General features: G+C 68.0%; 21 protein-coding genes. 6 read left to right on the top strand and 15 right to left on the bottom strand.

The window, feature by feature from the left end; all coding sequences use genetic code 11:
- Positions 1 to 180: 180 nt before the first annotated feature.
- From AB0B61_RS54510 to AB0B61_RS54495, 4 genes are all read right to left on the bottom strand, one after another.
- Positions 181 to 843: a class I SAM-dependent methyltransferase gene (locus AB0B61_RS54510; RefSeq protein WP_358449710.1), complete on the bottom strand. Its 663-nt coding sequence runs from the start codon at positions 841 to 843 to the stop codon at positions 181 to 183.
- A gap of 123 nt (positions 844 to 966) precedes the next feature.
- Positions 967 to 1,200 (bottom strand): hypothetical protein, encoded by a 234-nt coding sequence (locus AB0B61_RS54505; protein ID WP_358449708.1) that lies wholly within the window; start codon positions 1,198 to 1,200, stop codon positions 967 to 969.
- A 262-nt stretch (positions 1,201 to 1,462) separates the two neighbouring features.
- Complete coding sequence (locus AB0B61_RS54500) at positions 1,463 to 2,071, bottom strand: TetR/AcrR family transcriptional regulator (protein WP_358449706.1); 609 nt, start codon at positions 2,069 to 2,071, stop codon at positions 1,463 to 1,465.
- A 43-nt stretch (positions 2,072 to 2,114) separates the two neighbouring features.
- A complete protein-coding gene (locus AB0B61_RS54495; protein WP_358449704.1) occupies positions 2,115 to 3,287 on the bottom strand; it encodes an MFS transporter in 1,173 nt (390 codons plus the stop codon).
- Between the two features lie 187 nt (positions 3,288 to 3,474).
- On the opposite strand from AB0B61_RS54495, the gene AB0B61_RS54490 reads away from it, so the two are divergent.
- Positions 3,475 to 5,136: a DUF5597 domain-containing protein gene (locus tag AB0B61_RS54490; RefSeq protein ID WP_358449702.1), complete on the top strand. Its 1,662-nt coding sequence runs from the start codon at positions 3,475 to 3,477 to the stop codon at positions 5,134 to 5,136.
- A 70-nt stretch (positions 5,137 to 5,206) separates the two neighbouring features.
- Here AB0B61_RS54490 and AB0B61_RS54485 read toward each other — a convergent pair whose 3' ends face one another.
- Positions 5,207 to 5,791 (bottom strand): ATP-binding protein, encoded by a 585-nt coding sequence (locus AB0B61_RS54485; RefSeq protein ID WP_358449722.1) that lies wholly within the window; start codon positions 5,789 to 5,791, stop codon positions 5,207 to 5,209.
- Positions 5,680 to 6,264 carry a hypothetical protein gene (locus tag AB0B61_RS54480; RefSeq protein WP_358449700.1) on the bottom strand — a complete coding sequence of 195 codons (585 nt, stop codon included), beginning with the start codon at positions 6,262 to 6,264 and terminating at the stop codon, positions 5,680 to 5,682. The genes AB0B61_RS54485 and AB0B61_RS54480 overlap by 112 nt, the downstream gene beginning before the upstream one ends.
- Before the next feature lie 302 nt (positions 6,265 to 6,566).
- On the opposite strand from AB0B61_RS54480, the gene AB0B61_RS54475 reads away from it, so the two are divergent.
- Complete coding sequence (locus tag AB0B61_RS54475) at positions 6,567 to 7,049, top strand: nucleoside deaminase (protein WP_358449698.1); 483 nt, start codon at positions 6,567 to 6,569, stop codon at positions 7,047 to 7,049.
- A 326-nt stretch (positions 7,050 to 7,375) separates the two neighbouring features.
- Here AB0B61_RS54475 and AB0B61_RS54470 read toward each other — a convergent pair whose 3' ends face one another.
- The gene (locus tag AB0B61_RS54470) at positions 7,376 to 8,140 is read right to left on the bottom strand and encodes a PhzF family phenazine biosynthesis protein (protein WP_358449696.1); all 765 of its coding nucleotides are present in this window, start codon (positions 8,138 to 8,140) and stop codon (positions 7,376 to 7,378) included.
- 164 nt (positions 8,141 to 8,304) lie between these two features.
- Here AB0B61_RS54470 and AB0B61_RS54465 point away from each other — a divergent pair, with 164 nt between their 5' ends.
- The gene (locus AB0B61_RS54465; protein ID WP_225302506.1) at positions 8,305 to 8,685 is read left to right on the top strand and encodes a cell division protein SepF; all 381 of its coding nucleotides are present in this window, start codon (positions 8,305 to 8,307) and stop codon (positions 8,683 to 8,685) included.
- Here the strand turns inward: AB0B61_RS54465 and AB0B61_RS54460 are convergent.
- From AB0B61_RS54460 to AB0B61_RS54440, 5 genes are all read right to left on the bottom strand, one after another.
- Positions 8,682 to 10,025 (bottom strand): hypothetical protein, encoded by a 1,344-nt coding sequence (locus tag AB0B61_RS54460; RefSeq protein WP_358449694.1) that lies wholly within the window; start codon positions 10,023 to 10,025, stop codon positions 8,682 to 8,684. The two genes, AB0B61_RS54465 and AB0B61_RS54460, sit on opposite strands and share 4 nt — an antisense overlap.
- A 92-nt stretch (positions 10,026 to 10,117) precedes the next feature.
- On the bottom strand, positions 10,118 to 11,845 hold the full coding sequence (argS, locus tag AB0B61_RS54455; protein ID WP_358449692.1) for an arginine--tRNA ligase: 1,728 nt from the start codon (positions 11,843 to 11,845) through the stop codon (positions 10,118 to 10,120).
- Positions 11,842 to 14,166, bottom strand: coding sequence for an HAD-IC family P-type ATPase (locus tag AB0B61_RS54450; protein ID WP_358449690.1), 2,325 nt, complete (start codon positions 14,164 to 14,166; stop codon positions 11,842 to 11,844). Before AB0B61_RS54450 ends, argS begins: the two co-directional genes overlap by 4 nt.
- Positions 14,167 to 14,197: 31 nt before the next feature.
- Positions 14,198 to 15,223, bottom strand: a complete 1,026-nt coding sequence (gene plsX / locus AB0B61_RS54445) for a phosphate acyltransferase PlsX (RefSeq protein ID WP_358449688.1) — start codon at positions 15,221 to 15,223, stop codon at positions 14,198 to 14,200.
- A 148-nt stretch (positions 15,224 to 15,371) separates the two neighbouring features.
- Complete coding sequence (locus AB0B61_RS54440; protein ID WP_358449686.1) at positions 15,372 to 15,941, bottom strand: DUF1707 domain-containing protein; 570 nt, start codon at positions 15,939 to 15,941, stop codon at positions 15,372 to 15,374.
- Between the two features lie 175 nt (positions 15,942 to 16,116).
- Here AB0B61_RS54440 and AB0B61_RS54435 point away from each other — a divergent pair, with 175 nt between their 5' ends.
- Positions 16,117 to 17,439, top strand: coding sequence for a lysine 2,3-aminomutase (locus AB0B61_RS54435; RefSeq protein WP_358449684.1), 1,323 nt, complete (start codon positions 16,117 to 16,119; stop codon positions 17,437 to 17,439).
- A 391-nt stretch (positions 17,440 to 17,830) separates the two neighbouring features.
- Positions 17,831 to 19,024, top strand: coding sequence for a hypothetical protein (locus AB0B61_RS54430; protein ID WP_358449682.1), 1,194 nt, complete (start codon positions 17,831 to 17,833; stop codon positions 19,022 to 19,024).
- A gap of 442 nt (positions 19,025 to 19,466) precedes the next feature.
- Here AB0B61_RS54430 and AB0B61_RS54425 read toward each other — a convergent pair whose 3' ends face one another.
- From AB0B61_RS54425 to AB0B61_RS54415, 3 genes are all read right to left on the bottom strand, one after another.
- The gene (locus tag AB0B61_RS54425; RefSeq protein ID WP_225302514.1) at positions 19,467 to 19,622 is read right to left on the bottom strand and encodes a hypothetical protein; all 156 of its coding nucleotides are present in this window, start codon (positions 19,620 to 19,622) and stop codon (positions 19,467 to 19,469) included.
- A 202-nt stretch (positions 19,623 to 19,824) separates the two neighbouring features.
- Positions 19,825 to 20,721: an ABC transporter ATP-binding protein gene (locus tag AB0B61_RS54420; RefSeq protein ID WP_358449680.1), complete on the bottom strand. Its 897-nt coding sequence runs from the start codon at positions 20,719 to 20,721 to the stop codon at positions 19,825 to 19,827.
- Positions 20,714 to 21,646: an ABC transporter permease gene (locus AB0B61_RS54415; protein WP_358449678.1), complete on the bottom strand. Its 933-nt coding sequence runs from the start codon at positions 21,644 to 21,646 to the stop codon at positions 20,714 to 20,716. Before AB0B61_RS54415 ends, AB0B61_RS54420 begins: the two co-directional genes overlap by 8 nt.
- A 484-nt stretch (positions 21,647 to 22,130) precedes the next feature.
- On the opposite strand from AB0B61_RS54415, the gene AB0B61_RS54410 reads away from it, so the two are divergent.
- Positions 22,131 to 23,768: an ABC transporter substrate-binding protein gene (locus AB0B61_RS54410; protein ID WP_358449676.1), complete on the top strand. Its 1,638-nt coding sequence runs from the start codon at positions 22,131 to 22,133 to the stop codon at positions 23,766 to 23,768.
- The last annotated feature ends 97 nt before the right edge of the window (positions 23,769 to 23,865 follow it).

Genomic DNA, 23,865 nt, shown 5'->3' with positions numbered 1-23,865 from the left:
CTGTGAGCTCACGATCCCGGCTGCCGGTGGTGGGCAGTGCCGCGTCAACCCGGGGGTCCAGGCCACGCAGCACGCGGGTGCGGCCGGTCGCGCAACGGGCCAGAGCGATCTCCCATCTCGCGACGGGCGGTGATGCCGAGGATCCTGCACGTCGAGGTCAGCCGGCGAGCGCGGCGGCGATCAGGCGGCGGCAGGCTTGCGCCAGATGGCGGCGTAGCGGAAAAGCGGAAGCCGACGCCAGCGCATTCCTGGCAGGACCGCAGAAGCGATCTCGTCCACCTGGGCGTAAGTGTGGGGGAAGGTCATTTCCACGGGCGCTGTGTGCTGCCAGTAGCCGCGCGTGCGCGAGAACACCTGGTGCTGGGCGATGCCGACGATGTCCAACAGATAGTCGCGCGGACGCCCGTTCTTCGCGCAACCGATCACGACGAGCGCCCCACCAGGCGCTGTGAGCGAGGCCAACCTTGTCAATGTGGCACTCAAATCCGGCAGATGGTGCACGGTCGCGATGGACGCGACAACGTCGAAATGTCCCTCGGGCAACGGACTGCTCATCACGTCGCCCACGACCCAGTCCACATCCGTCTTCGTGGCGCGAGCCCGGTCGAGGACGGCAGGATCCAGATCGATGGCAGTCACCTGCGGCACCAACTCTCGTAGATCGGCTGCCAGCAGACCATCGCCTGTGCCAACGTCCAGAGCCGTCTTGGCCCCGGGCGAGACCGCCTCCAAGACCACGTGATGGTGGTGCGTGTTGTGATTCCATCGATGGTGTAGATCGGTGGGCATGCCGGAAATAATCGCACGAGCGCCGTACGCGCCGCCGCCCGCGAGCGGGGCCACCAAAGTGGGCGCCCCCGGAGGTTGGACGACATGATCGAACTGTCGTGGGCCGACGAACTAGCGTCGGCGGCGCTCAGTCGAAGAAGTCGCCTGGACGACCGCCCCCTCGACCGATGACCCCGGTCATCGCCTTTGGATCCTCCTGAGCTCCCGGGCGAGGTTGGCGACCAGGTCGTAGAGTTGCTCTTCCCCGTTGCCGGGCGTGACGGCATGTCCTTGAAGCTCGGAGAAGCCGCCCGAACCTGAGCTGAAGATCGCCTTCCAGGAACCACCGCGTACGGCGAAATGACCGTCATTGCGGTGCTGCACCAGAGTCCGTTCGCCGAGCCGGTCAGCAGGAGCGCGGAGGATCGTCATCAGGCCGATCCCGTCCGGCGTGGCCGACGGAGAAAGGAGAGCCACAGCCCGGGGCGGCGCGTCGGCCTCCAGGCCAAGGGCTGACGCGATGACCAGGTCGACGTCCGTTTCGTCACCGAGGCGATCGCCTGGCTGACCGAACAGCGGTAGCCGTCGTTAACGTGGTCTTGCTCGCGCTGGCCGTTGTCATCGCCTGGGCTGCTTCCTTAACGATCAACCGCCTGCCCGCGGCCTCTTTCTACCGGTGTCGTCCCACCGACGTTCACCGGGTCTGCCCCAGTTGAATGCGGAAGGCCTTCCTCAAGGCGGGGACGAGCTCGAAATGCGGATCCAGCAGCCACTGTAGCTGCAGCCCGTCCCAGAGCGCGACGAGCGCGTAGGCCGCCTCGGCGACGTCGGTGTCGGCCGGAAGGCGGCCCTGGTCGATGTCGTACCGGATGCCGTTCTCGAAGAAAGCCCGGACTCGGTCATATCGGTCGACGAACCATGCGTGGGCAGGATGCGAGGTGGACGACGCCTCGGCTGCCAGGACCGCCAGGAGCCGCAGCGACTCCGGTTTGGCGAGGTTGCGTTCGGCCAGTGCGACGGCTGCCTCGATGAGACCGCCGCGCACCAAGTCCTTTTCGAAGGATGCTTGTTCGCGGTTGTCCGCTTCCTCGAGCACCGCGATCAGCAGGGCCTCCTTGCTCGGGAAGTGGTGCCGCAGGCTGGTGAAGCTGAGATCGAGGTCGCGGGCGATCTGCCGCAGTGACCCGCCGTGGTATCCCGTGACCGCGAAGGCCCGTTCGGCGGCCTGAACGATTTCGGCCTTGCGCCGTGCGGTGTTCGAGTAAGGACCGCGCCGCCCGGCCGTCGTTGCAAGGTCAACCATGATTCGAGTATAGGCACCGGGCCACGACGGCCGGTGGCGCGTTTCACCGGACGCGTCGCAGGGGCAGGAGTACCAGGGCTGACACCACTGCCAGCGCTATCGCGATGACGAAGACACCGCGGTAGCCGATGGCGGTCACGACGAGACCCGAGATGATCGGCGCGAGGATTTGCGGCCCGGTGTTGGCGATGTTGAGGATTCCCATGTCCTTCGCACGGTCGTCGTTGCTGGGCAGGACCTCCGTCAAGAGGGCCTGGTCGACGGCGATGTAGATCCCGTAGGCGAAACCGCCGACCCCCAGGAAGGTGTAGAACGCCCCCACCGAATCGGAGAGAACCAGCGGCACCTCGGCTGCGGCGAAGATGAGCGAGGCGGCGATCACGATGGGCTTGCGTCTGCCCAAGCGGTCGGAGAGGGGACCGGAGAGTACGGTCGCCGCACCCGCGCTGATCGCCATGATGACGCCGCCGGTGGCGATGACGCCACCCGCTACCTTCACGTCGAGCCCGATGTAGTCGGTGAGCACGAAGAGCTGGTAGAGCAGCACGCTCATGAAGGACATCAGCAGCAGGAAACGGCCAACGAGCGCCAGGAGGAAGTCGCGGTCACTAGGAGGAACGAAGCTGCGCAGCAGCGCCCGTGCGGCCCGCGGCTCCCGTGGTTCGTCCCGGTTGTCCGGCTCTGGGGCCAGGAGGACGAAGAGCGCCGCACTGGCGGCGATCAGCCAAGGCAGCCAGCGCAGGCCCTCCCGGGGGACCGTGATGAGAGCGCCTGCCACAACGCCGCCCAGGCTCTGAGCGACCAGCTGGCCGAATCCGACCAGAGCGGAGGCCTTCCCCAGGTTGCCGGGTGTCACCCGGTCCGGCAGTACGGCGAACAGCGGGGCGAGGACCAGCGCCAAGCCGACCTGGAAGATGATCCAGAGCGCGACGAGCAGGGCGAAGTTGCTGGTGAACGACATGGCGGTGGCGGCGATGGCGAGGATGACGCCACCGCTGGCGATCCACGGGTTGCGCTTACCCAGGCGTGAACGGGTGCGATCAGACAGCGTGCCGATGATGATCGTCGCGATCATGCTCGCCAGCGAGCCGGTGGCGGCCAGGGTGGCGTAAAGCGCCACTTTCCGTCCGGAATCGATCTCCGTCATGATCGCCGGGATGAACGTTCCCGCGGCGGCGAACGGGAGCATCCAGCCCGCGTGAACGAAGAACAGCAACGGCCCGAGCCTGCCCAGCCGAGCTGAAGCCCGACTCGGTTCATGGTCTTTCGGGGCGGCGTTCGATTCCGAGGAGAGGGTCACTGGCCTGGTCCTTTGCGGCGCTGCGAGGAGTGGTGCGCGAGATGCTAGCCTCAAAACAGCCCAATTGCTACATTTTCGGAGACATTCCCCATGAGGAGGCTCCGTGAATCAGGCAGTGACCACTTCGGCGATCGGCATCCGGCAGGCAGGGTCCTGCCCCCCACCCCGGCTCGACAGGTCACAGGGACCGGCCCGGCTCGTCGTCGGCGGGAAGCCGTTTCTCGTACGCGGTGTCGAACTGCACAACTCCTCCCCCTCAGCGGCAGGCTCGCTGGCCGCCGCTCTGCGGTCCGCGACCGATACGAACGCCAACACTGTGCTGGTGAGCGTCACCTGGGAAGAGATCGAGCCCGTGGAGGGACGCTTCGTCCTCGACTCAGTCCGATCGGTCATCGAGGAGGCTCGGGCCGCCGGATTGCACGTGATCCTGCTGTGGTTCGGTGCGTGGAAGAACGGCACGTCCAGCTATGCGCCGAGCTGGGTGAAGCGCGACTGGGACCGGTTTCCGCGCTGCGTGCTCGACGACGGGCGCGTGACCGAAACGCTGACCCCGTTCGCGGGCGGCGACCTGGACCTGGCCGCGTTCCGCCGCATGATGGGATACATCGAGGAGATCGACGCTGAACACCGCACCGTGCTCATGGTGCAGATCGAGAACGAGGTCGGGCTACTGGGCGCCTCCCGGGACCGGTCCAGCCACGCGCGGAAGGCGTTCGCCCGGCCCGTCCCCGAGAATCTCCGCAACACGCTGCTGCCCTCGCAGGACGCGATCACCGTTCCGGCGGACCTGCGCTGGAGCGATCTGCCAGGCGATCCCTTGGCACGGGACGAGGCGTTCATGGCCTGGGCATTCGCGAACCATATCGAAAAGCTGGCGCGGGCGGGCCGGGCCGTCTCCCCTCTGCCCTTCTTCACCAACGCCTGGCTGGACAGCGAGATCGACCTCGACATCCCCGGCTTCGCGGTCGCCGGAGGACAGGTCCCGGGCACCTATCCCAGTGGAGGGCCGCTCCCGCGCGTGGCCGGCGTCTGGCACACGACCGCACCCACGGTCGACCTGTTCACCCCCGACTTCTACTTCGGCCGGCCCGACACGGTCTTCGGCGACTTCCTGGCCATGTCGGACGGGCTCTTCATACCCGAGATGCGCCGTGACGTCGTGGGTGTCGGGCACGCGTTCCTGGCGATCGGCAAGTTTCATGCCCTGGGGGTTTCCCCGTTCGGCACCGACTCTGCCGACCTCCCCGAGCTTGCCGCGCTGACCGATGCTTATGGCCTGATCCGCCAGGCCGAGTCCGCAATGACCCGCGCTGACGGTACGCCGTCCGCCACCAGGGGCTTCCACCTCGATGACGACACTCCGCGCGTCGAGCTGACCATCGGCTCCATCATCCTGACAGTGAGCCGGTCGACCCCCATCGGGGTCGACGCCGCGGGCACGCACGGTTACGGCCTCATCATGACGCAGGAAGAGGACGCCTTCCTCGCGGTCGGCCGAGGTTTTCGCATCTCCTTCACGGCCACGGATCCCGCGTGGCAGATCGGTCTCGAGTCCGTCACCGAAGGACGCTTCGGTCCGGACGGCTGGACGGCGGAGCGCCGCCTCAACGGCGACGAGACCGCAGGAGGGGTTGCCTGGCTGCATCCCCAGTCCGGGCCAACTTCCGCGAGCCCGTTCCCCATTCCCGCCAACCGCGACCACTCGGGCGTCTCCCGATGCCGCATCTATCGCTTCCCCTCTCGGGAGGCACCCACCCTGGATTGACCACCGGGCAGGTGGCTCGGAGGAACTCGTCAGGAGCTTGCGGATGGTGAACCCGTTGCCCTTACCTTGATCATGCGCTGTGTGGCTGAGGGTCCGGTTTCGTGGGCGACATGGGCACGGTGACCACGACCTCGAATCCGCCTGATGCCTTCGCTTGGGCTGTGATCGCTCCCCTGTAGAGCTTGACGCGTTCGCGCATGCCGATCAAGCCGTGACCGTCCTCCTTGGGGGTCACGGCCGCCCCGCGCCCGTCGTCGCTGACGCGCAGCTCAAGCGTGGTGCTGTGGTACGTGACCGTGACCGACGCCGTGGCGGGACCGGCGTGTTTGAGGACGTTGGTGAGGCACTCCTGGATGACCCGGTAGGTGCACAGGTCGATTCCGGGTGGTAACGGGCGCACCGAACCGGTGATCCTCACGTGCACCGGCACGCCTGCCGAGCGCACCCGTTCCACCAGTGGTCCGAGCCGTTGCAGGCCGGGCGCGGGGTCGTAGCCGTCGTCCTCGTCGTCGACGTCGATGCGCAGGACGGACAGCAGCCGTTTCATCTCGCCCATGGCCTCGCTGCCGGTGTCGGCGATGGTGGTGAGCGCGCCGCGCGCGGTGGCGGGGTCGGTGCCGAAGACGTCGCGGGCGAGCCCCGCCTGGTTGATGATGACCGACATGTGGTGGGCGACCACGTCGTGCAGTCCGCGGGCGATGCGTACCGTTCCTCGGTGACGGCGCGGCGCGCGTTGTCGTCCTGCTCGCGATGCAGCCGTTCGGTGAGGTGGGCGAGCCGCCTGTTGCGCTTGACCAGCAGCCTGGTGCCGTTGCCGAACGTCCAGGCGACGGCCATCATGATGCCGGCCTGCAGGATGTTGAGACCCGTGAATTCGCGCGGAGCCAGGAACGTCGCGTGCAGGATGATCGCGGTGGTGCAGCAGATTCCCAGCACGGTGAGCGGCGCCCGCCGTCGCCAGGCCAGCGCGAGGTTGGCCGCCAGTGTCAGCGCGACGCCCCAGACGCCCAGGGGACGCCGCGCGTACCCCTGATCGGCCGAGTTGCCGGCCACGGCGAATCCGAACGCCAGCGTGATGCCGGCGATGACGACGCCGAACACCAGGTCGGTGAGGAAAGGGCTCGCCACGGCGAGCCGTCTGAGATCCTAGTCGTCAGGGCTGATCCGGCCACATTCACCGTCCGATGGCTCGGCAGCGATCCGGCCACGCGGACGAAACCGCGCTCGCGTCTCGTTCAGGAGGGACGTTCGCCCTCACCACCCGCGTCGGCCCCACGACCAACTCCTCCCTGACCGCGCACGCGGCCCCGGCATGCCGCGTTGAGACCCGCGCGGCCCCGGTCTGGCGTGCTGACACCGATGCGCTGAGAAGTGTCACATCCCGAAGCCCTAGCATGGAACTCGAAGATCGGAACTCCGGGAGAGGCACTGTGGCGACCGAAACCGACCTGCGGCACCTGCGGCGATGTGTGGAGTTGGCGACGGAGGCGCTGGAGGTGGGAGACGAGCCGTTCGGGTCCGTGCTCGTGTCCGCTGACGGGATCGTGCTCGCCGAGGATCACAATCGCGTGGCCGCTGGCGACAATACTCGGCATCCGGAGTTCGAGCTGGCTCGCTGGGCCGCAGCTCATATGACGGTGGAGGAAAGGGCGGCTGCGACTGTCTACACCTCTGGGGAGCACTGCCCGATGTGTGCGGCCGCGCATGGGTGGGTTGGGCTGGGGCGGATCGTGTACGCGAGTTCGTCGGAGCAGCTTGCTGGGTGGCTGGCCGAGTTGGGTGTTCCCGCGCCGCTGGTGCGGACGCTGCCGATCCAGCAGGTCGTTCCAGGCGCTGTGGTGGAGGGGCCGGTGCCTGAGCTTGCAGTCGAGGTGCGGGAGCTGCACCGCCGTCGTCACAGCGCCGCTGACTGAGTTCCGCCCGGTACGGACGCCGTCACAGCGGTCCCCGGGTGTCCGCGTACGGGCGCGGCAAGTCTGTCCCGTCAATAAATTACGGGTCTCGTCAAGCGCGCGGGTCCTGTGAAGCGTGCGGGTCCCTGCCAACGGGCGTCTCGTCACGTGTGCGGGCCGCGTTAGGCGGGGAGGTCGCGTCCAGCGGATGTCCGGTCACGTGCGCTGGCCGCGTCAAAACGTGCAGACCGCGTCCAGCGGACGTCCCGTCACACGTGCGAGTCCGGCCAAAGGTGCGGTTCCCCTGGTCAAACACGCAGGGTTCTGCCGACAGTCCGCTCTTCCCGTCAGACGTGTAGTTCCCCCGACAGCACCGTGACCGCTCGCCCAGCCAAGTGCACGCGATCCCCGTCCAACCGCACGTGCACCAGCCCGCCCCTGACCGATAGTTGCGCGCCCACCATGGTGTCCCGCCCCAGCCGCTGCGCCCAATAGGGCGCCAGCGCGCAGTGTGCCGAGCCCGTCACCGGGTCCTCCGGGACCCCCACGTTCGGGGCGAAGAAGCGGGAGACGAAGTCGGTCGACGAGCCCCGTGCCGTGACGATCACGCCACGGGCCTGGATGGTGGCCAGTGCCCCGATGTCGGGTTCGAGGGAACGTATCGTCGCCTCCGATTCCAGCTCCACCACCAGGTCGAGATTGCTCCTCCCGACCTGCACCGGTGCAGCTCCGAGTGCATTTTCCAAGCCGTCGGGAACGGCTGCCGGCGACACTTCCTTCGCCGGGAAATCCATCGTGATCATGCCGTTGGCCATGCGATTCACGGTGAGTGTTCCGCTGGCCGTACTGAATTCGAGCTGACCGCCGGCCGCACCTGTGGAATAGAGCACATGTGCGGTGGCCAACGTGGCGTGGCCGCAGAGGGAGACCTCGACCGCGGGGGTGAACCAGCGCAGCGAATCGCCGAGCAGGAAGGCGGTCTCCGACAGGTTCATCTCCGTGGCGACGGCCTGCATCCATGACTCCGGAGAGGGAGACTCCAGCAGGCACACTGCGGCCGGATTGCCCCGGAAAGAAGTGTCGGTGAAGGCATCTACAGTGAACACGCGCATGTATCGAGGCTATCGGGGGAGAGATATCCAGGTGATACCTGGCTGCTAGCCGTACAAAATGGAATTAGTTGTGGGCGTGTCGCACGGCGAACTTCTCGTCGTCGGTTAACGTCCAATGGTGGGACGTGCCGATTGAGGTGAGTTCCTGAGGAAAGGACAAGCCGATGGGGGCAGTGCGCAAGGTGGTGAGCTACCTTGGCCTGGGCGGGATCGACCACTACGACGACGGCTACGACGACGAGCAGTACGAAGAGGAGTACATGCCGGCGACGGAGCGGGCGGCGAGGCGCTGGCGTTCGACCGCCGACTCGTCACGAATCGTGATGGTTCAGCCGCTCAAGTACAACGACGCGCCGATGATCGGGCAGCACTTCCGTGATGGCCAGACGGTGATCATGGACGTGACGGGCATGCCGATGCCGGAGGCGACCAGGATGGTCGACTTCGCCGCGGGCCTGGCCTATGGCTGTGAGGGTCGGATCGAGCGCATCGCCGACCGCGTGTTCCTGCTCGCGCCGGCCCACGTGGAGATCGAGAGCTCCTAGGCCGCGCGCGGGCCGCGACGGATCAGCCGGGTGAGCTCGGCCGAGTCGTCCGCGGCCTGTTCCGCTCGCGTGTCCGCCTCACGCGCGTATCCGTGCAGCGCCCACACCGCGCCGTCGGCAAGCTCCTTGAGCTCGGCGATCTGCGCGGCCACGTAGCGGGCGTCCGATTCAACGGCCTTGCGGCGCCGCCAGAGTTGCCAGCCCGCCAGGCCGAGCAGTGCCACCCCCGGTGCGGCGAGCACGGGCACCCCCAGCCCGTCGGCCAGCAGCGCTCCGAGGAGCAGACCGACTCCCGCCACGATCAGCGCGACGGCCGCCCATGGCGGCCGTCGCCGCATCGTGCCCTGGTCCACGATCTCGCGTTCGGCCGCCGCGAGCGAGGCATCGTCCGGCCCCTCGGGGTGTAGCTCGATGTGGTGGCCGAGCAGTGACACGGTCACCGTGGCGGGCGGCGCGAGCCGGCTGTCGGACTCCAGTTCCTCCGCGACGCCGCGCAGGATCGGGCCCGCCACGTGCAGGGCGAGCGCCGCCAGATGCGGATCGGCGCCCGGGCGCAGGTCGTCGAGGAGGTGCGAGCTCAGCGCGGCCATCGGCCCGGCGGGGCCGCCGAGCCCGATGAGTGAGCGGAGTACGGCCAGCGGCTCGTCCTCCTCCCACGCGGCGGCGGGGCTGCCGGAGCTGTTGGTGAGCGGGGTGGATGAGTCGTGCTCGGCCTGCTTCGCCGAGGTGATCTCCGCGCACCGGGCACGCAGCCGGGCGAGCCGCGCGGCGGCCTGGACGGGCGTGGCGAGTTCGGGGATCTCCGCCATCTCCGGGAAGTCGAGCAGCGAAGGGGGTACGACCACCGACGGTTCGCCGGGGAGGAGCGCCTGCGTCCACTGCGCCGCGTCCGCGTGCTCGGGTACGGCCACCGCGTCGAGCTTGCGGAGCACGAAGATCTTCCCGGCCGGACCGTACGCGCCCCTGGCCGCGGCCAGCCAGAGCGCGCGCTGACCGTGGGTGACCGGCTGGTCGAGCGACAGGTCGCCGAAGGCGGTGCCGAGCCAGGAGGCGTGGATGCGGCTGCCGTGACCCGCGACGGCCAGGGCGAGCGCCAGGAAGAGCGCGGTCTGCTGCTGGTCGCGTCCGGCCGCCTTGCTCAGCGGCGCCAGCGGATCGTCACCGGCGAGGATCGCCACCAGCGCTTCGACGGCGGGTGGCAGCCAGTAGCCAGGTTTGTCGGGAAAGTCGGGCGGGGCCGGAGGCGCGGCGCCGTTGGCGGCCAGGTGAGACAGCAGCGCCTCGGCGTATCGGTGCAGCTCGGTTGCTGCTTGGGGGTCGGCAGTCAGGTCCGTGCTCAAGGCAGAGAACTCCCCCATAGTGGCCTCAGTTCATGACCGCGTAAAGCCTAGCCGGGGGGCGCGCCGTCCACGTGGAGGCGCGCCCGCACGTGCTACATGCGCTCGGGCACCGGTACGCCGAGCAGATCGAGCCCCGTCTCCAGGACCCGCAGGGTCAGCGCGCAGAGAGCGAGCCGGTGCGCCTTCGTCTCGGCGTCGACCCCGTCCTTGGCCACCGGGCACTCCTCGAAGAAGGTGCTGAAGAAGCTGGCGGTCTCGAACAGGAAGGCGCAGAGCCGGTGCGGCTCCGACAGTGCCACGACCTGCTCCACCAGCGCGCCGAAGCCCAGCAGGTGGAGGGCAAGGGCGCGCTCGGCGGGATGGCCGAGCACGATGCGGCCGGTCGCGTCGGCCGGCGCCACGCCCGCCCTGCGGAAGATCGAGCGGATCCGGGCCGACGCGTACTGCATGTAGGGACCGGTGTTGCCGTTGAACCCGAGCATGCGGTCGTAGTCGAAGACGTATTCGCTGTCGTGACTGACCGACAGGTCGGCGTACTTCACCGCGCCCATGCCCACGGCGTGCGCGATCTCGGCCCGCGCGGTCTCGTCGTAGCCGCGGTCGGCGATGGCCGCCGCGGCCCGGTCGACCGCCTCCTGCAGCAGGTCCATCAGCTTGATCGACTCGCCGGACCGGGTCTTGAACCGGCGCCCGTCCTTGCCCAGCATCATGCCGATCTGGACGTGCTCGGCCGAGACCGTCTCGGGCAGCCAGCCGGCCAGCTTGGCCGCCGCGAACACCATGCGGAAGTGCAGCGCCTGGTCGGCGCCCACCACGTAGAGCATGCGGTCGGACTTGAGGTCGTCGACCCGGTAGCGGATCGCCGCCATGTCGGTGGAGGCGTAGCCGTAGCCGCCGTCGCTCTTCCTGACGATCAGTGGCAGCGGCTTGTCGTCGGAGCCGGTGAAGCCGGGCGGGAAGACGCAGAGCGCGCCCTCGCTCAGCACGGCGACCCCGGCGGCCTCCAGGTCGTCGCAGGTCTTCTCGAGCATCGGGTTGTACATGCTCTCGCCGGCGATGTCGGCGTCGGTGAGTGTGACGCCGAGCATGCCGTAGACCTTGTTGAAGTAGCGGATCGTGGCGTCCATGAAGACGTGCCAGAGGCGCAGGGTCTCCGGGTCGCCCGACTGGAGCATGGTCACCCGCTTGCGCGAGCGGACCTTGAACTCCTCGCCGCCGTCGAACTGGCTCCTGGCCGCCTGGTAATACTCGGTGCCCATGCCGGCTTCGAGCTGGGCGACCGCGGCCTCCTCGCCGATGTCGAGCAGATGCTCGATGAGCATGCCGAACGGCGTGCCCCAGTCGCCGAGGTGGTTCTGCCTGATGACGGTGTTGCCCAGGTGCTCGTGCATGCGGGCCAGCGAGTCGCCCACGATCGTGGTGCGCAGGTGGCCGACGTGCATCTCCTTGGCCGCGTTGGGCGCGGAGTAGTCGACCACCACGGTCTGCGGCGGCGTGGCGTAGCCGACGCCGGTGCGCGGGTCGTCGAGCATCGCGGTCGCCTCGGACTCGATCCACGAGTCGTCGAGCGCGATGTTGAGGAAGCCGGGACCGCTGACCTCGACCGTGCCGGGGAAGTCGGACAGCTCCGCGGCGATGGCCTCGGCGACCTCCCGCGGCGCGCGTCGCAGTCGCTTCGCCAGGCTCATCGCGACGTTCGCCTGGAAGTCGGCGAACTGGGAGGGCCGGATCAGCGGATCTGCGTCGGCGTACTCGGAGCCGAACGCGTGCGCCAGCGCCTGCTGGACGCGCTCGGTGAGCACTGTCTGCGGGTCGGTCATGGTCTAAGGGTACCGGCGACCTTGACCGCCGCGCTGATGCCTACGGCGGCCACCACGGAGATGCCGACGGCGGTCAGATCGTTGCTCAGATCGCCGGGTTCGAGGGCGAAGAAGTGCCGGATGAAGGGGATCGCGAGGGCCAGCGCGAACAGCCCGGCCATGGCGCCGATCATGGCGATCCGGCCCAGGGTGAGCGGCTTGGTGATCAGGATGAGCACCCACCAGGTGGTGAGGAAGAGGGCGATCGTCGCCGACGTACGGTCCTCGATCAGGGTGGAGGTGCCGCTGTGCGCGGCCCAGAACGCCAGGGACACCGCGCCCGCGCAGAGCAGCCCGGCGGGTACGGCGAAGCGCAGTACCCGGGGTACGAATCCGGGCTTGGCGCGTTCGAGTGTCGGCGCGAGCGCCAGGACGAACGCCGGGATGCCGATGGTCAGCGCGTTCACCAGTGTGGAATGGCGCGGAGCGAACGGGAACATCAGCCCGAGGACCCCGGTGAGCAGCGACAGGGCGATGGCGTAGAACGTCTTGGTGAGGAACAGGTTCGAGACCCGCTCGATGTTGGCCAGCACCCGGCGGCCCTCGCCCACCACGTGCGGCAGCGAGGAGAACTTGTCGTCGAGCAGCACCACCTGGGCGACGGCCTTGGTGGCGGGACTGCCCGCGCCCATCGCGATGCCCAGGTCGGCGTCCTTCAGCGCGAGCACGTCGTTGACGCCGTCGCCGGTCATCGCCACGGTGTGACCGCGCGACTGGAGCGCGCCGACGAAGGCGCGCTTCTGCTGAGGGGTGACGCGGCCGAACACGGTGTTGGTGTCCAGCAGTTCGGCCAGCTTGGCCGGGTCGTCCGCCGGCAGGGTACGCGCGTCGATCGCGCGATGGCCGTCCGGAATCTCCAGGCCGATGGCGATCGCGGCGACGGAGTCAGGATTGTCGCCGGAGATCACCTTGACCGTGACGCCCTGCTTGGCGAAGTACCGCAGGGTCTCGTGCGCGTCGGGCCTGATGCGCTGCTTGAGCGTGACGAGCGCGACGGCCTCCACCTTTCCGGCGGTGGCCTTCTCGGTCCCGGCGGCCGACGCCACGCTTGCGGAGGCCAAGCTGTCCGTACGGCACAGCGCCAGCACGCGGGTGCCGGTCGAGGCCAGCTCGGCGGCCCGCTCGTAGCCGTCGGCGGTGGCGTCGAGCAGGACGTCGGGGGCGCCGAGCAGCCACACCCCGTGGGGGCCGAAGTCGGCGCCGCTCCACTTGCGCGCCGAGGAGAACGGCACGACGTCGACCGCCGTCCACCCGTCGGCCGCCGCGGGGTAGCGGGACTGGATGGCCTTGGCTGTGGCGTTGGGCCGGTGGTCCACGTTGGCCAGGGCGGCGAGCGCGTCATGGATCGGCCGGCCCTCGCTCAGGGGGAGTACCTCGCCGAGGTCCATGCCGCCCGCGGTGAGCGTGCCGGTCTTGTCGAGGCAGAGCACGTCGACCCGGGCCAGGCCCTCGATCGCGGGCAACTCCTGGACCAGGCAGCTGCGGCGGCCGAGCCGTACGACGCCGACCGCGAAGGCGATCGAGGTCATCAGCACCAGGCCCTCGGGGATCATGGTGACGATGCCGGCGACCGCGCCGGTGATGGCGGTGCCGAAGTCGGCCGAGTTGCGCAGCTGGCTGTAGATCAGCAGCGTGCCGATCGGGATGACGAGCCAGGTGATGTACTTGATGAAGTTCGTGACGCCGTCACGCAGCTCCGAGCGCGCGAGGTGAAAGCGGCTCGCCTCCTCCGCTAACCGTACGGCGTAGGCGTCTGCGCCGACCTTGGTCGCGACGAACGCGCCCGAGCCCGCGACGGCGAAGCTGCCCGACTGCACCTCGTCGCCCGGCAGCTTGTGCACCGGATCGGCCTCGCCGGTCAGGAGCGATTCGTCGATCTCCAGTCCGTCGGACTCGACGACCTCGCCGTCCACCAGCAGACGATCGCCGGGCCCGAGCAGGATCAGGTCGCCGAGCACCACCTGGTGAGGCGGGATCTCCTGGTCGCGGCCGTCCCTGCGGACCGTGACCGGCGCCTCGTTGATCACCGCGAGCTTGTCGAGCGTGCGCTTGGCCCGGAACTCCTGCACGATGCCGATCAGCGCGTTGGCCACGATGACCAGCCCGAACAGTCCGTCCTGCCACGCGCCGAAGATCAGCACCAGCGCCCAGAGTACGCCGATGACCAGGTTGAACAGGGTGAAGACATTCGCCCTGATGATCGCGCCGAGCGACCTGCTCGACCGGCGCGGCACATGGTTGGTCTTCGCCCCCGAGACCTGTGCTGAGGTTAAGCCGTCCACACAACCCCCAGATTTGTGGATCCGCCACAGACTATGGGGTTCTCAGGCGATGCGGGCGGTGTGCGGCCGCGATTCTGTCGCCGATGCGCGCCACGACGCCCTGCGCCGACAGGTCGGCGGCGAGCCGGCAGGCGGCGCTGATGCCGGCCGCTCTGGACGAGCCGTGGGCGATCACCACGGTCCCGTTCAGCCCGAGGAGTACGGCACCGCCATAGGCCTCGGCGTCCAGGCGGCTGCGCAGCTCGCGCAGGCGTGACCGCTGCAGGAACGCCCCCAGCCTGGCCATCCTGTTGTCGTCGATGGTCCGCCGGAGCTCGCCGAACGCGTAGCGGACCGCGCCTTCCATGGTCTTCAGCGCGACGTTGCCGGTGAAGCCGTCGGTGGTGATCACGTCGGCGATGCCGGTCAGCAGGTCGTGGCCCTCGATGTTGCCGATGAAGTCGAGGCCGGGGGAGCCCTGCAGCAGCTCGTGGGCCCGCTTGACGATCTTGTTGCCCTTCTCGGCCTCGCTGCCGATCGTGAGCAGACCGACCCTGGGCATGGAGATCTCGTACGCCAGCTCGGCGTAGACGGACCCCAGATGCCCGAACTGCACAAGCATTTCCGGTTTGACCTCGGCGTTCGCGCCCGCGTCGAGGAGCAGCGTGGGTTTCGGCAGTGTGGGCAACGCGACGGCGATGGCCGGCCGGAGCACCCCCTGCTGGGCCTTGAGCCTGAGCCGGCCCGTGGTCACGATCCCGGCGGTCGAGCCCGCGGACACCACCGCCGAGGCGTCGCCACGCCGTACGAGATGGCAGGCGATCGCGATGCTGGAGCGGGGGCGGCGCAGGCTGGCCAGCGCGCCCTCGTCCATCGCCAGGGCCTCCTCGGCCCGCACGATGGGGATCTCCTTGGTCGCGTCGTGGTCGGCGAGCGCCTCGTAGAGCACCTTGGGCGAGCCGACGAGCACCACCGCCAGCCCGCGCTCGCGCACGGCGTGCACGGCCCCCGCCACGATCTCGTGCGGCGCGTGGTCGCCGCCCATGGCGTCGAGCGCGATCGGCCTGGTGTCGGACAAAAGGTCACCTCGTACGGCTCGCGGAGCGTTCCTGTGGCGTGGCCGGAACGCGGTCACGCCGCGGTCCGCCCCCCGGGTCCGCCCCCCGTACGCCCCCCGTCCGTATCGTAGGCAGGGTGCGCGCCGGGCCGATCGGCGGGTGGCCGGGTCAGCCGACGCTGGTCAGGTTCCAGTCGGAGACCTCGCGCGAAACGATGACCTTGGAGAACATCGACCGGCCCGTGACCCGGATGAGGGGGCCGTCCTCGCGCGTGCCGCCGCTCACCTGGCGCTTGCCGAACATGGAGCCGCCCTCGTCGACCACCTGGGCGTTGTCGGGCACCAGCACGATCAGCTTGCTGAAGCGGGCGTCGGCCTCGATGGTGATCTCCCGGCCGGGCAGCACGGCGTCCGTCAGGTCGATGATCAGCGCGCCGAACCTCGCCGACAACCTGGTGTGGCGGGAGGCGACCCAGCGGCCCTTCCTGATCACCTTGCTGAACTTCGAGTCGATGGTCTGCTGCTCGATTCCGAGGGCCACCATGTTTGGAGCCGACACATCGGGCAGGTCAGAGGTTATGGGGGCCAACTCTCCGACGGTCTTGGCCGTGTAGGCAGCGTCGAGGCGGTCCGCGTGTTCGAGGCTGGTGAGCCTTCCGGTGGCGAGGGCCTCACCGAGCACAGCGGCCACGCGGTCGCGGTCGGCGTCAGAGGCGCGCAGAACGGGATCTGAGGTCACAATTTTTCAGTCTATGCGCTGTCGCGATATGTCGCGAGTAGTCAAACCTCAGGGAAAACTTGGAGACCAATGGAACCAGGGACGCCGTGCATAGCGTCCGGGTATAAGAACCGTAGACGCATGACAGGCGCCAGAGGTTTACAGCGGATCGAACAAAAAAGATGGGAAAGGCTTAGTGATCTTGAATCAGGCGGGCACGCGCCGCTTCAGGGCGTACACGTCCAAGCACCTCGATGAGCTCCTGCGACGTGCGGGGCTCGATGATGAGCAGCGGCTGAGGGTACGCGCCGTCGCCACCGTGCTGCCCTTCCGGACGAACGCCTACGTCGTGGACGAGCTCATCGATTGGTCGGCAGCGCCCGACGATCCCATATACCGTCTTGTCTTTCCTCAGGAGGACATGCTTCCGGCCGCGGACGTCGCGCGGCTGGCCGACCTGCTGAAGGCCGAGGCGCCCAACGTCGAGATCCAAGCCGAGGCCAACCGGGTGCGCGCGCAGCTCAACCCGCACCCCGCCGGGCAGAAAGAGCTCAACGTCCCCCGGATCGGCGCGGAGCCGGTGCCGGGATTGCAGCACAAGTACCCCGAGACCGTGCTCATCTTCCCCAAGCAAGGGCAGACCTGTCATGCCTACTGCACCTACTGCTTCCGGTGGGCGCAGTTCGTCGGCGACGCGGACCTGAAGTTCGCCTCCGACGACATCGACCAGATGGTCTCCTACATCCGCCAGAACCCGCAGGTCACCAGCGTGCTGATCACCGGCGGCGACGCCATGATCATGGGCGAGCCGGTGATCAGGCGATATATCGAGCCGCTGATCGGCCTGGAACAGCTGGAGTCGATCCGGATCGGCACCAAGGCGCTGGCCTACTGGCCGCAGCGGTTCGTGTCCGACCCCGACGCCGACGCCACGCTCGAACTGTTCGAGCAGGTCGTGGCCGCGGGAAAGAACCTGGCGTTCATGGCCCACTTCACGCACCCGCGCGAGCTGGAGTCGCCGCTGGTCGAGTCCGCGGTCAAGCGGATCCTCGGCAGTGGGGCGACGATCAGGACCCAGGCGCCACTGATCCGCTCGATCAACGACGATCCCGCCATATGGTCGGGCATGTGGCGGCGGCAGCACAGCATGGGGATGATCCCGTACTACATGTTCGTCGAGCGCGACACCGGCCCGCAGGACTACTTCGCGGTCCCGCTCGCCCGCGCGTACGAGATCTTCAGGGAGGCCTACTCCCAGGTCTCAGGGCTCTGCCGGACCGTCCGGGGGCCTTCCATGTCGGCCACTCCTGGGAAGGTGTGCGTCGACGGCGTGACGGAGATCGCCGGTCGGCGGGTGTTCGTGCTCCACTTGATCCAGGCCCGCGACCCTTCTCTGGTCGGCCGGCCGTTCTTCGCCGAGTACGACCCATCGGCGGTGTGGCTGTCGGACCTGCGCCCGGCCTTCGCCGATCGTTTCCCGTTCGAGGTCTCCGTGGAGGACATGCTCGTGCCGGCCTGAGCGGTCAAGCGCGTGCCCCGCAAGCGGAAAGATTGAGCCCCCGGCCCGTGACAATTGTTTTCCCGACCGTTGTCGACGGGCCGTCGGGGTGGCTCTTCTGAATGCGGGTGACGTCAACGGAATATCGGACATACACCCCGGCTATTTCCCGATTTGTCTCCCGACTCGACACCCCTCCCATGATCGCTCCTGGGTCGCTCAACCCCGTGTGACGTGGAGTTTCCGTGGCCTGCGCTCGGTCGGCCGCGGTGATACAACTGCGTCAGTAGCTCAGCCGGGACGGCGCGCTTCGTGTGGTGCCCATAGCGTGTACGCCACGGCATTCGGGGGTTATCGAGACGCATCTCAGCTTTATTCGAGAGCGCTCGATCACGAGCCGGGAAGGCAAATCATGAAACGTATTATCAAGTCGGCGGTCGCCGTCGCGGGATTGGCGCTGGCAGCGGCGTCGTTCGCGTCGGCCGCCCAAGCTGAGGCCCATTACTCCGCGGTCAGGAGCCTGCCGGGGGGCAGCGACCCGATCCAGGGTCTGGGCGGTGTGAACGGCCTGCCCGCCGGGGCCAAGGTCGGTGGGGTTCTCGACACCGAGGTGTCCGCTCCGCGAGCCGCCTCCGAGCGCTCCGGCACCGAGGGGGCCGCTCTGCGGGCCATTCCCGAGCGGAGTGCCGTCGCTGAGGGCGCAGGGGAGCTGTCGCCGTACTTCGGCGGTCGCCTGATGAGTCCGCCGCCGAGCAAGCGAACGGGTCGGCACGCGGATGGGCCCAGGGGCGGCCGCATAGACGGGCCCAGGGGCGGCCCCATGAACGGACCCATGGATGGGCCGAGGGGCGGGCCTGTGAACGGCCCTAAGGGCGGGCCCACGGACGGGCGCGCGGATGGGCTCAAGAGCGGGCCCATGAACGGGCCCATGAACGGGCCCAAGAGCGGGCCCATGAACGGGCCCATGAACGGGCCCAAGAGCGGCACCATGAACGGGCCCAAGAGCGGGCCCATGAACGGTCCGCAGGGCGGGCCCATGGATGGGCGCGCGGATGGGCCCAGGGGTGGGCTCATGGACGGCGCCGGTTGGCGCGCGGACGGGCGCAGGGACGGGCGTAGAGACAGGCGTTGGGGCTGGGGCTCGGAGGCGCACGCGCATGCGAGTACCCGCACAGGCGGCCACGCGGAAGCCCACGCGGGCGACCAGGCGGCCGCACGTCCGGGTGGGCGCACGGACCGGCTCGAGGGCCGGTTTGAGGACCGGCTGAAGCACCAGCTCGAGAACCAGTTTGAGAACCCGCGCACGGACCCGCGCACGGACCCGCGCACGCATCGGCGTACGGATCGGCGTACGGATCGGCGTACGGGCGAGCCGGCGGGCGTGGGCGAGGTGCCCGGTGCCGCGCGCCTGGCGGAGCCGGTCGCGTCCACCGACGAGATCGCCCCGCTCGTCGAGGACGCGTCCCACGCGGTCTCGACCTACGGGAAGAAGGCCGCCGGGAACCTCGGCGACACGGTGACCCCGCTCGCCGGGACCGCTGAGGCGACGGCGGACGCTGTCTCGGGCTTCTCCCGCACGGCTGATCGCGGTGTGATGGCGATCTGACCCAGGCCGATCGCGGCGTGATCGCGATCCGGCCGAGGCGCCTTCCGGATGTCGGCCGTTCGGGCCGTGGTGGCGGTTCGCGAGTGTCATAGGTGCGTGCGCTCGGGAATGGGCCGCGACGGCCACGAGGCGGCGCGTCCGGCAGGAAACATGATCGAGGGTCGGTGCGTCCCCTGAACGTGGGACGCACCGCCACAGAACCGGCGTGGCCGGTCGGCGAGCCTCCAACGGTGCCGGGGTGTTCGACACGGCCGTCGCGCATGTGTCACGAGCCGCCCGCGAGAGCGGGTGGTCTACTGGCCGGCCCGGGCGGACGCGCCCGGGCATGGGCCGTGCCCGCGCACCGCCACACTGCAGGGCTGTGGCGCCGCGTGGGTCGCGGCCCGCCGCCGGTCCCGGATCCCCGGGGCCGGCGGCATCTTCATGTCCGCGACACGTGCCTCTAGAGCAGGCGGACGCCGGTGCGGCGGGCTATCTGGGCCTGCAGCCTGGCCATCTGCCAGTGGAGGTCGATGAGTTGCTCGGTCAGTTGGGCTCGGGGAACGTCTGCCACGTCCTCGACGGCCAGATGGTCGATCGCGGCCGCTAGCTCTCCCATCGCGCGCTCCCACTCCATCGGCGTCCTCGTATCGAAACAACGTTCGAATGATATCGGAACACCGGCCACGGTGTCAGTTATTTGCCCCGCGAGTCGCGCGGGCGTGACCGCGGGCATGACAGAGCCGCGGACGCCTGACGGCGGCGCCCGCGGGAGCGGCGGGGATAGGCCCTGGTTGAGGGGCGGGGATCAGCCTGAGAGGTCAGCCCTTGTTGTAGGCGGCGAGGACTTCCTTGGGGTCGCCGTCCATCTTGATCTTGCCCTTGTGCAGCCAGATGACCCGGTTGCAGGTCTCCTCGATGACCCTGAGGTCGTGGGCCACGAGGAAGACCGTGCCCGCCGACTCGCGGATCTGCTTGATGCGTTCCTCGCTCTTCTTACGGAACTCGCGGTCGCCGGTGGCCAGGGCCTCGTCGATCAGCAGCACGTCGTGCGTCTTGGCCGAGGAGATGGCGAAGCGCAGCCGGGCGCCCATGCCGGAGGAGTAGGTGGACATCGGCAGCTGGACGAACTCATCGATGCCGGAGAAGTCGACGATCTCCTGGTATTTCTCCCGGACCTCGCTCGGGGTCATGCCCATGGCGTAGCAGCCGAGCACGATGTTGCGCTCGCCCGTGAGCTCGCGCATGAGCGCCGCGTTGACGCCGAGCAGCGACGGCTGGCCGTCGGTGTAGACGGCGCCCGCGTGCGGCGGCAGGAGGCCGGCGATGGCGCGCAGCAGCGTGGACTTGCCCGAGCCGTTGCGGCCGACGATGCCGATCGCGTCGCCGTGATAGGAGACGAAGGACACGCCCTTGACGGCGTGCACCTCTTTCATCTGCGGGCGACCCTGCCGCTTGACCAGCCGCGTGAGGGCGTTGACCGCGTTGCCCTTCTCGTTGTCGCTGGCCGCGCCGTAGACCCGGTAGACGATGTGGAGATCGTCCACGATGACCGTGGGCGTGCCCGTGGGGACGTCCAGGGGCCGCTTGCCGGCGGGGGCCGGGTTGGGGTGCACCCTGACGTCCTTGTTGGGGACGTCCGCCTTGGGGACGACCTCGCCGGGGACGGCGGGCTCCTGGCCCTTCACCTGTGACAGCTCCTTGGTCAGTTCAGCCACGCCCGTACCTCTCCTCAGCTCGCCAGAAGTACCAAAAGCCGAAGCCGAGTGCGAACACTGCCCAGAATACGCAAGACAGCACCACCATCATCGGGGGGTTGTGCCCGTTCTCCGGATGGTAGGTCTCGATGAGGATGTCGCGCATCCACTCGATGTAAGAGGCCGCGGGATTGAGATACATCACGTTGGCCACCCATTGGGGCAGCTCCGCAGCGTGGACGACCTTGTCCTGGATCGAGAAGAAGACGCCCGAGGCGTAGAGCCAGGTGCGGGTGATGAACGGCAGCAGTTGGTTGAGGTCGCGCATCGAGGAGCCGAGCCGGGCGATCACCAGGCCGGCGCCGATGTTGAACAGCGTCTGCAGCAGCAGCACGACCGGGATCATCAACCAGAACCAGGTGGGCCATTCGCCGGTGATCACTACGAGCACCAGGAGCACGCCCATGGAGATGGCGAGTTGCTGGAGCTCTTGGATCGTGTAGGCGAGCGGCAGTGAGGCCCTGGGGAAGTGGAGCGCCCGGATCAGCGAGAGGTTGCCCGAGATCGACTTGGCGCCGGCGGTCACCGTCCGCTGCGTGTAGGTGAAGACGAACATCCCGGTCAGCAGGAAGGCCGGGTAGTTGTCGATGTTCTTGCTGCCGCCGAGGATCAGGCCGAACATCAGGAAGTAGATGGCGGCGTTCAGCAGCGGGGTCAGGACCTGCCACAGCTGGCCCAGAGCCGAGCTGGAGTACTTCGAGACGTTGCGCGAGGTCGCGTACGTCAGGATGAAGTGTCGGCGCTCCCACAGCTGGCGCACGTAGACAGGGAACCTCGGCCGCGCGATGGCACGGCGAAGCCCGTATCTCTGGGCGAGCTTGGCCAGCGGCTCTCCGCTTCGGCCGCCCGCCTGGGCGTCCGCTACAGCGGATTCCGGCTGGCTCATGGCAAGGACTCTATTGGATCCGGCTCGTTGAGGTGTCTGCCGCGACGGTTCGCGACAGACTGTTGGACGGTGTCCCGCGTTGACCGGTTCCAAGGCTGGTACCAGGGCATGCCAAGACTCGCTCAACCGTAGCTCAGCGACACGCGGGATGGCGGCTAGGGCGCGACCAGTGGCGCCAAGGGGGTATTTTTCATCAGCTGTTCACGTCCCGTAGTGTCCGCTTTAGAGGTTCTTCGGCGGCTTTAGTGCTCTATGCGAGAAATGACTGTGACGTTGGATAAGCGCACGTGTGACCGAACTGCAACGCGCCAGAGACTCCCTGGTGGCAAGTAGTAAGGGATAGTCGCGATCGACTGGCAGGGCGTCGGCTGGTTTGACCAGGTCAGCCAAACCCGGGGGACGACAAGGCACCCCCGTCAGGCTGCTCACGATCATCGCAGCTCAGCGCTTACGCCCACCTGTTTGAGGGAGGAATCTTTTTACCATGCGTGTTACTAAGGGCGCACAGATCGTCGCCGGTACCGCGCTGCTAGCCCTCGCGGTTGCCGCGTGTGGCGGCGGCGGATCCACGACCGGCAACCCCGCGTCGAGCGGAGGCGGCGACACGCCGGTCCGCATGGAACTGGGCGAGCCGCAGAACCTGCTGGTCCCGTCGAACACCACGGAGTCCGAGGGCGCTGAAGTCCTCGCCGCGGTGTTCGAGCCGCTCGTCAACTATGACGAGAACAAGCAGGTTGTCCTGGCGGCGGCCGAGTCGATCGAAAGCACCGACAACAAGGTGTGGACGATCAAGCTCAAGCCTTACACGTGGCAGGACGGCCAGAAGGTCGTCGCGCAGAACTACGTCGACGCGTGGAACTACGCGGCCAACCAGGACAACGCCCAGGGCGCCGGCTACTTCTTCGGCCGCGTCGAGGGTTACGCCGACCTCAACCCTGGCGAGGGCAAGCAGGTCACCACCAAGGAGATGAAGGGCCTCAAGGCGGTCGACGACACGACGCTGCAGGTCACGCTCACCGCGCCGTTCTCCCAGTTCAAGACCATGCTGGGCTACACCGCGTTCTACCCGCTGCCCAAGAGCGCCTTCGGCGCCGACGGCAAGGTGACGGCGGAGTACGGCGAGAAGCCGATCGGCCAGGGCCTGTTCAAGCTCGACAAGCCCTACAAGAAGGGCACTGACCAGTCCATCGACCTGTCGGTCTACGACAAGTACCCGGCCAAGAAGCCGGCCGGCTGGACCAAGCTTCAGTTCAAGCTCTACAACAGCTCTGAGACGGCCTACAACGACCTGCAGGCCGACAACGTCGACATCCACGACTCGCTGCCCGCCTCGGCGATCTCCAGCGCCAAGACGGCGCTCGGCGACCGCTACCAGGACCAGCCTGACGCCGGCGTCGGGTACATCGGCTTCCCGCTGAAGTACAACGACGAGTACAAGGACGTCAAGATGCGCGAGGCCATCTCGATGGCCATCGACAGGAAGACCATCGCCGAGACGGTCTTCTCCGGCACCCGTTCGCCGGCTGACGACTTCATCAACCCGGCCATCGACGGCTACCGCCAGGGCGCCTGCCAGGCCTGCCAGTACAACCCCACCAAGGCCAAGGAGCAGTACGCCGCGGCCAAGGGCCCGGCGAAGCTGGAGCTCGGCTACAACGCCGACGGTGGCCACAAGGAGTGGATCGAGGCCGCGGCCAACAACCTCCGCGCCAACCTCGGTGTCGAGGTGACGGTCAAGCCGTTCGAGAAGTTCGCGAGCATCCTTGACGCCCTCGACAAGAAGGAATACAAGGGCATGTTCCGGATGGGCTGGGCGATCGACTACCCGTCCGCCGAGAACTACCTGACGCCGATCTTCTCGACCGGCGCCATCAAGACCGGTTCGAACTACGCGGGCTACTCCAACAAGGAGTTCGACGAGACGGTCGCCAAGGGCGACCAGGCGCCGACTCCCGAGGAGGGGCTGAAGTTCTACCAGCAGGCGGACGACATCCTCATCAAGGACCTTCCGTACATCCCTGTGTACTTCTACCGTAACAACTCGGGGTACTCGACCAAGGTCAAGAACGTCAAGATCAACCTGCTCAACCAGGTTGAGTGGGCCGACGTCGAGAAGGCCTGACGCTGTTCGCGGGGGTGGGCGCCTAGTCGTCCACCCCTCGAGAGCCCGCCACGAAGGCAGTCATTGGGGGCCGTGAGAACCCCAGGTCCCGGCGACT

This window comes from Nonomuraea sp. NPDC049158 (assembly GCF_040648335.1).
GTDB lineage: Bacteria > Actinomycetota > Actinomycetes > Streptosporangiales > Streptosporangiaceae > Nonomuraea.
Note: the sequence above shows the minus strand (reverse complement) of the source record. Positions and strands in the feature narration are given on the sequence as shown.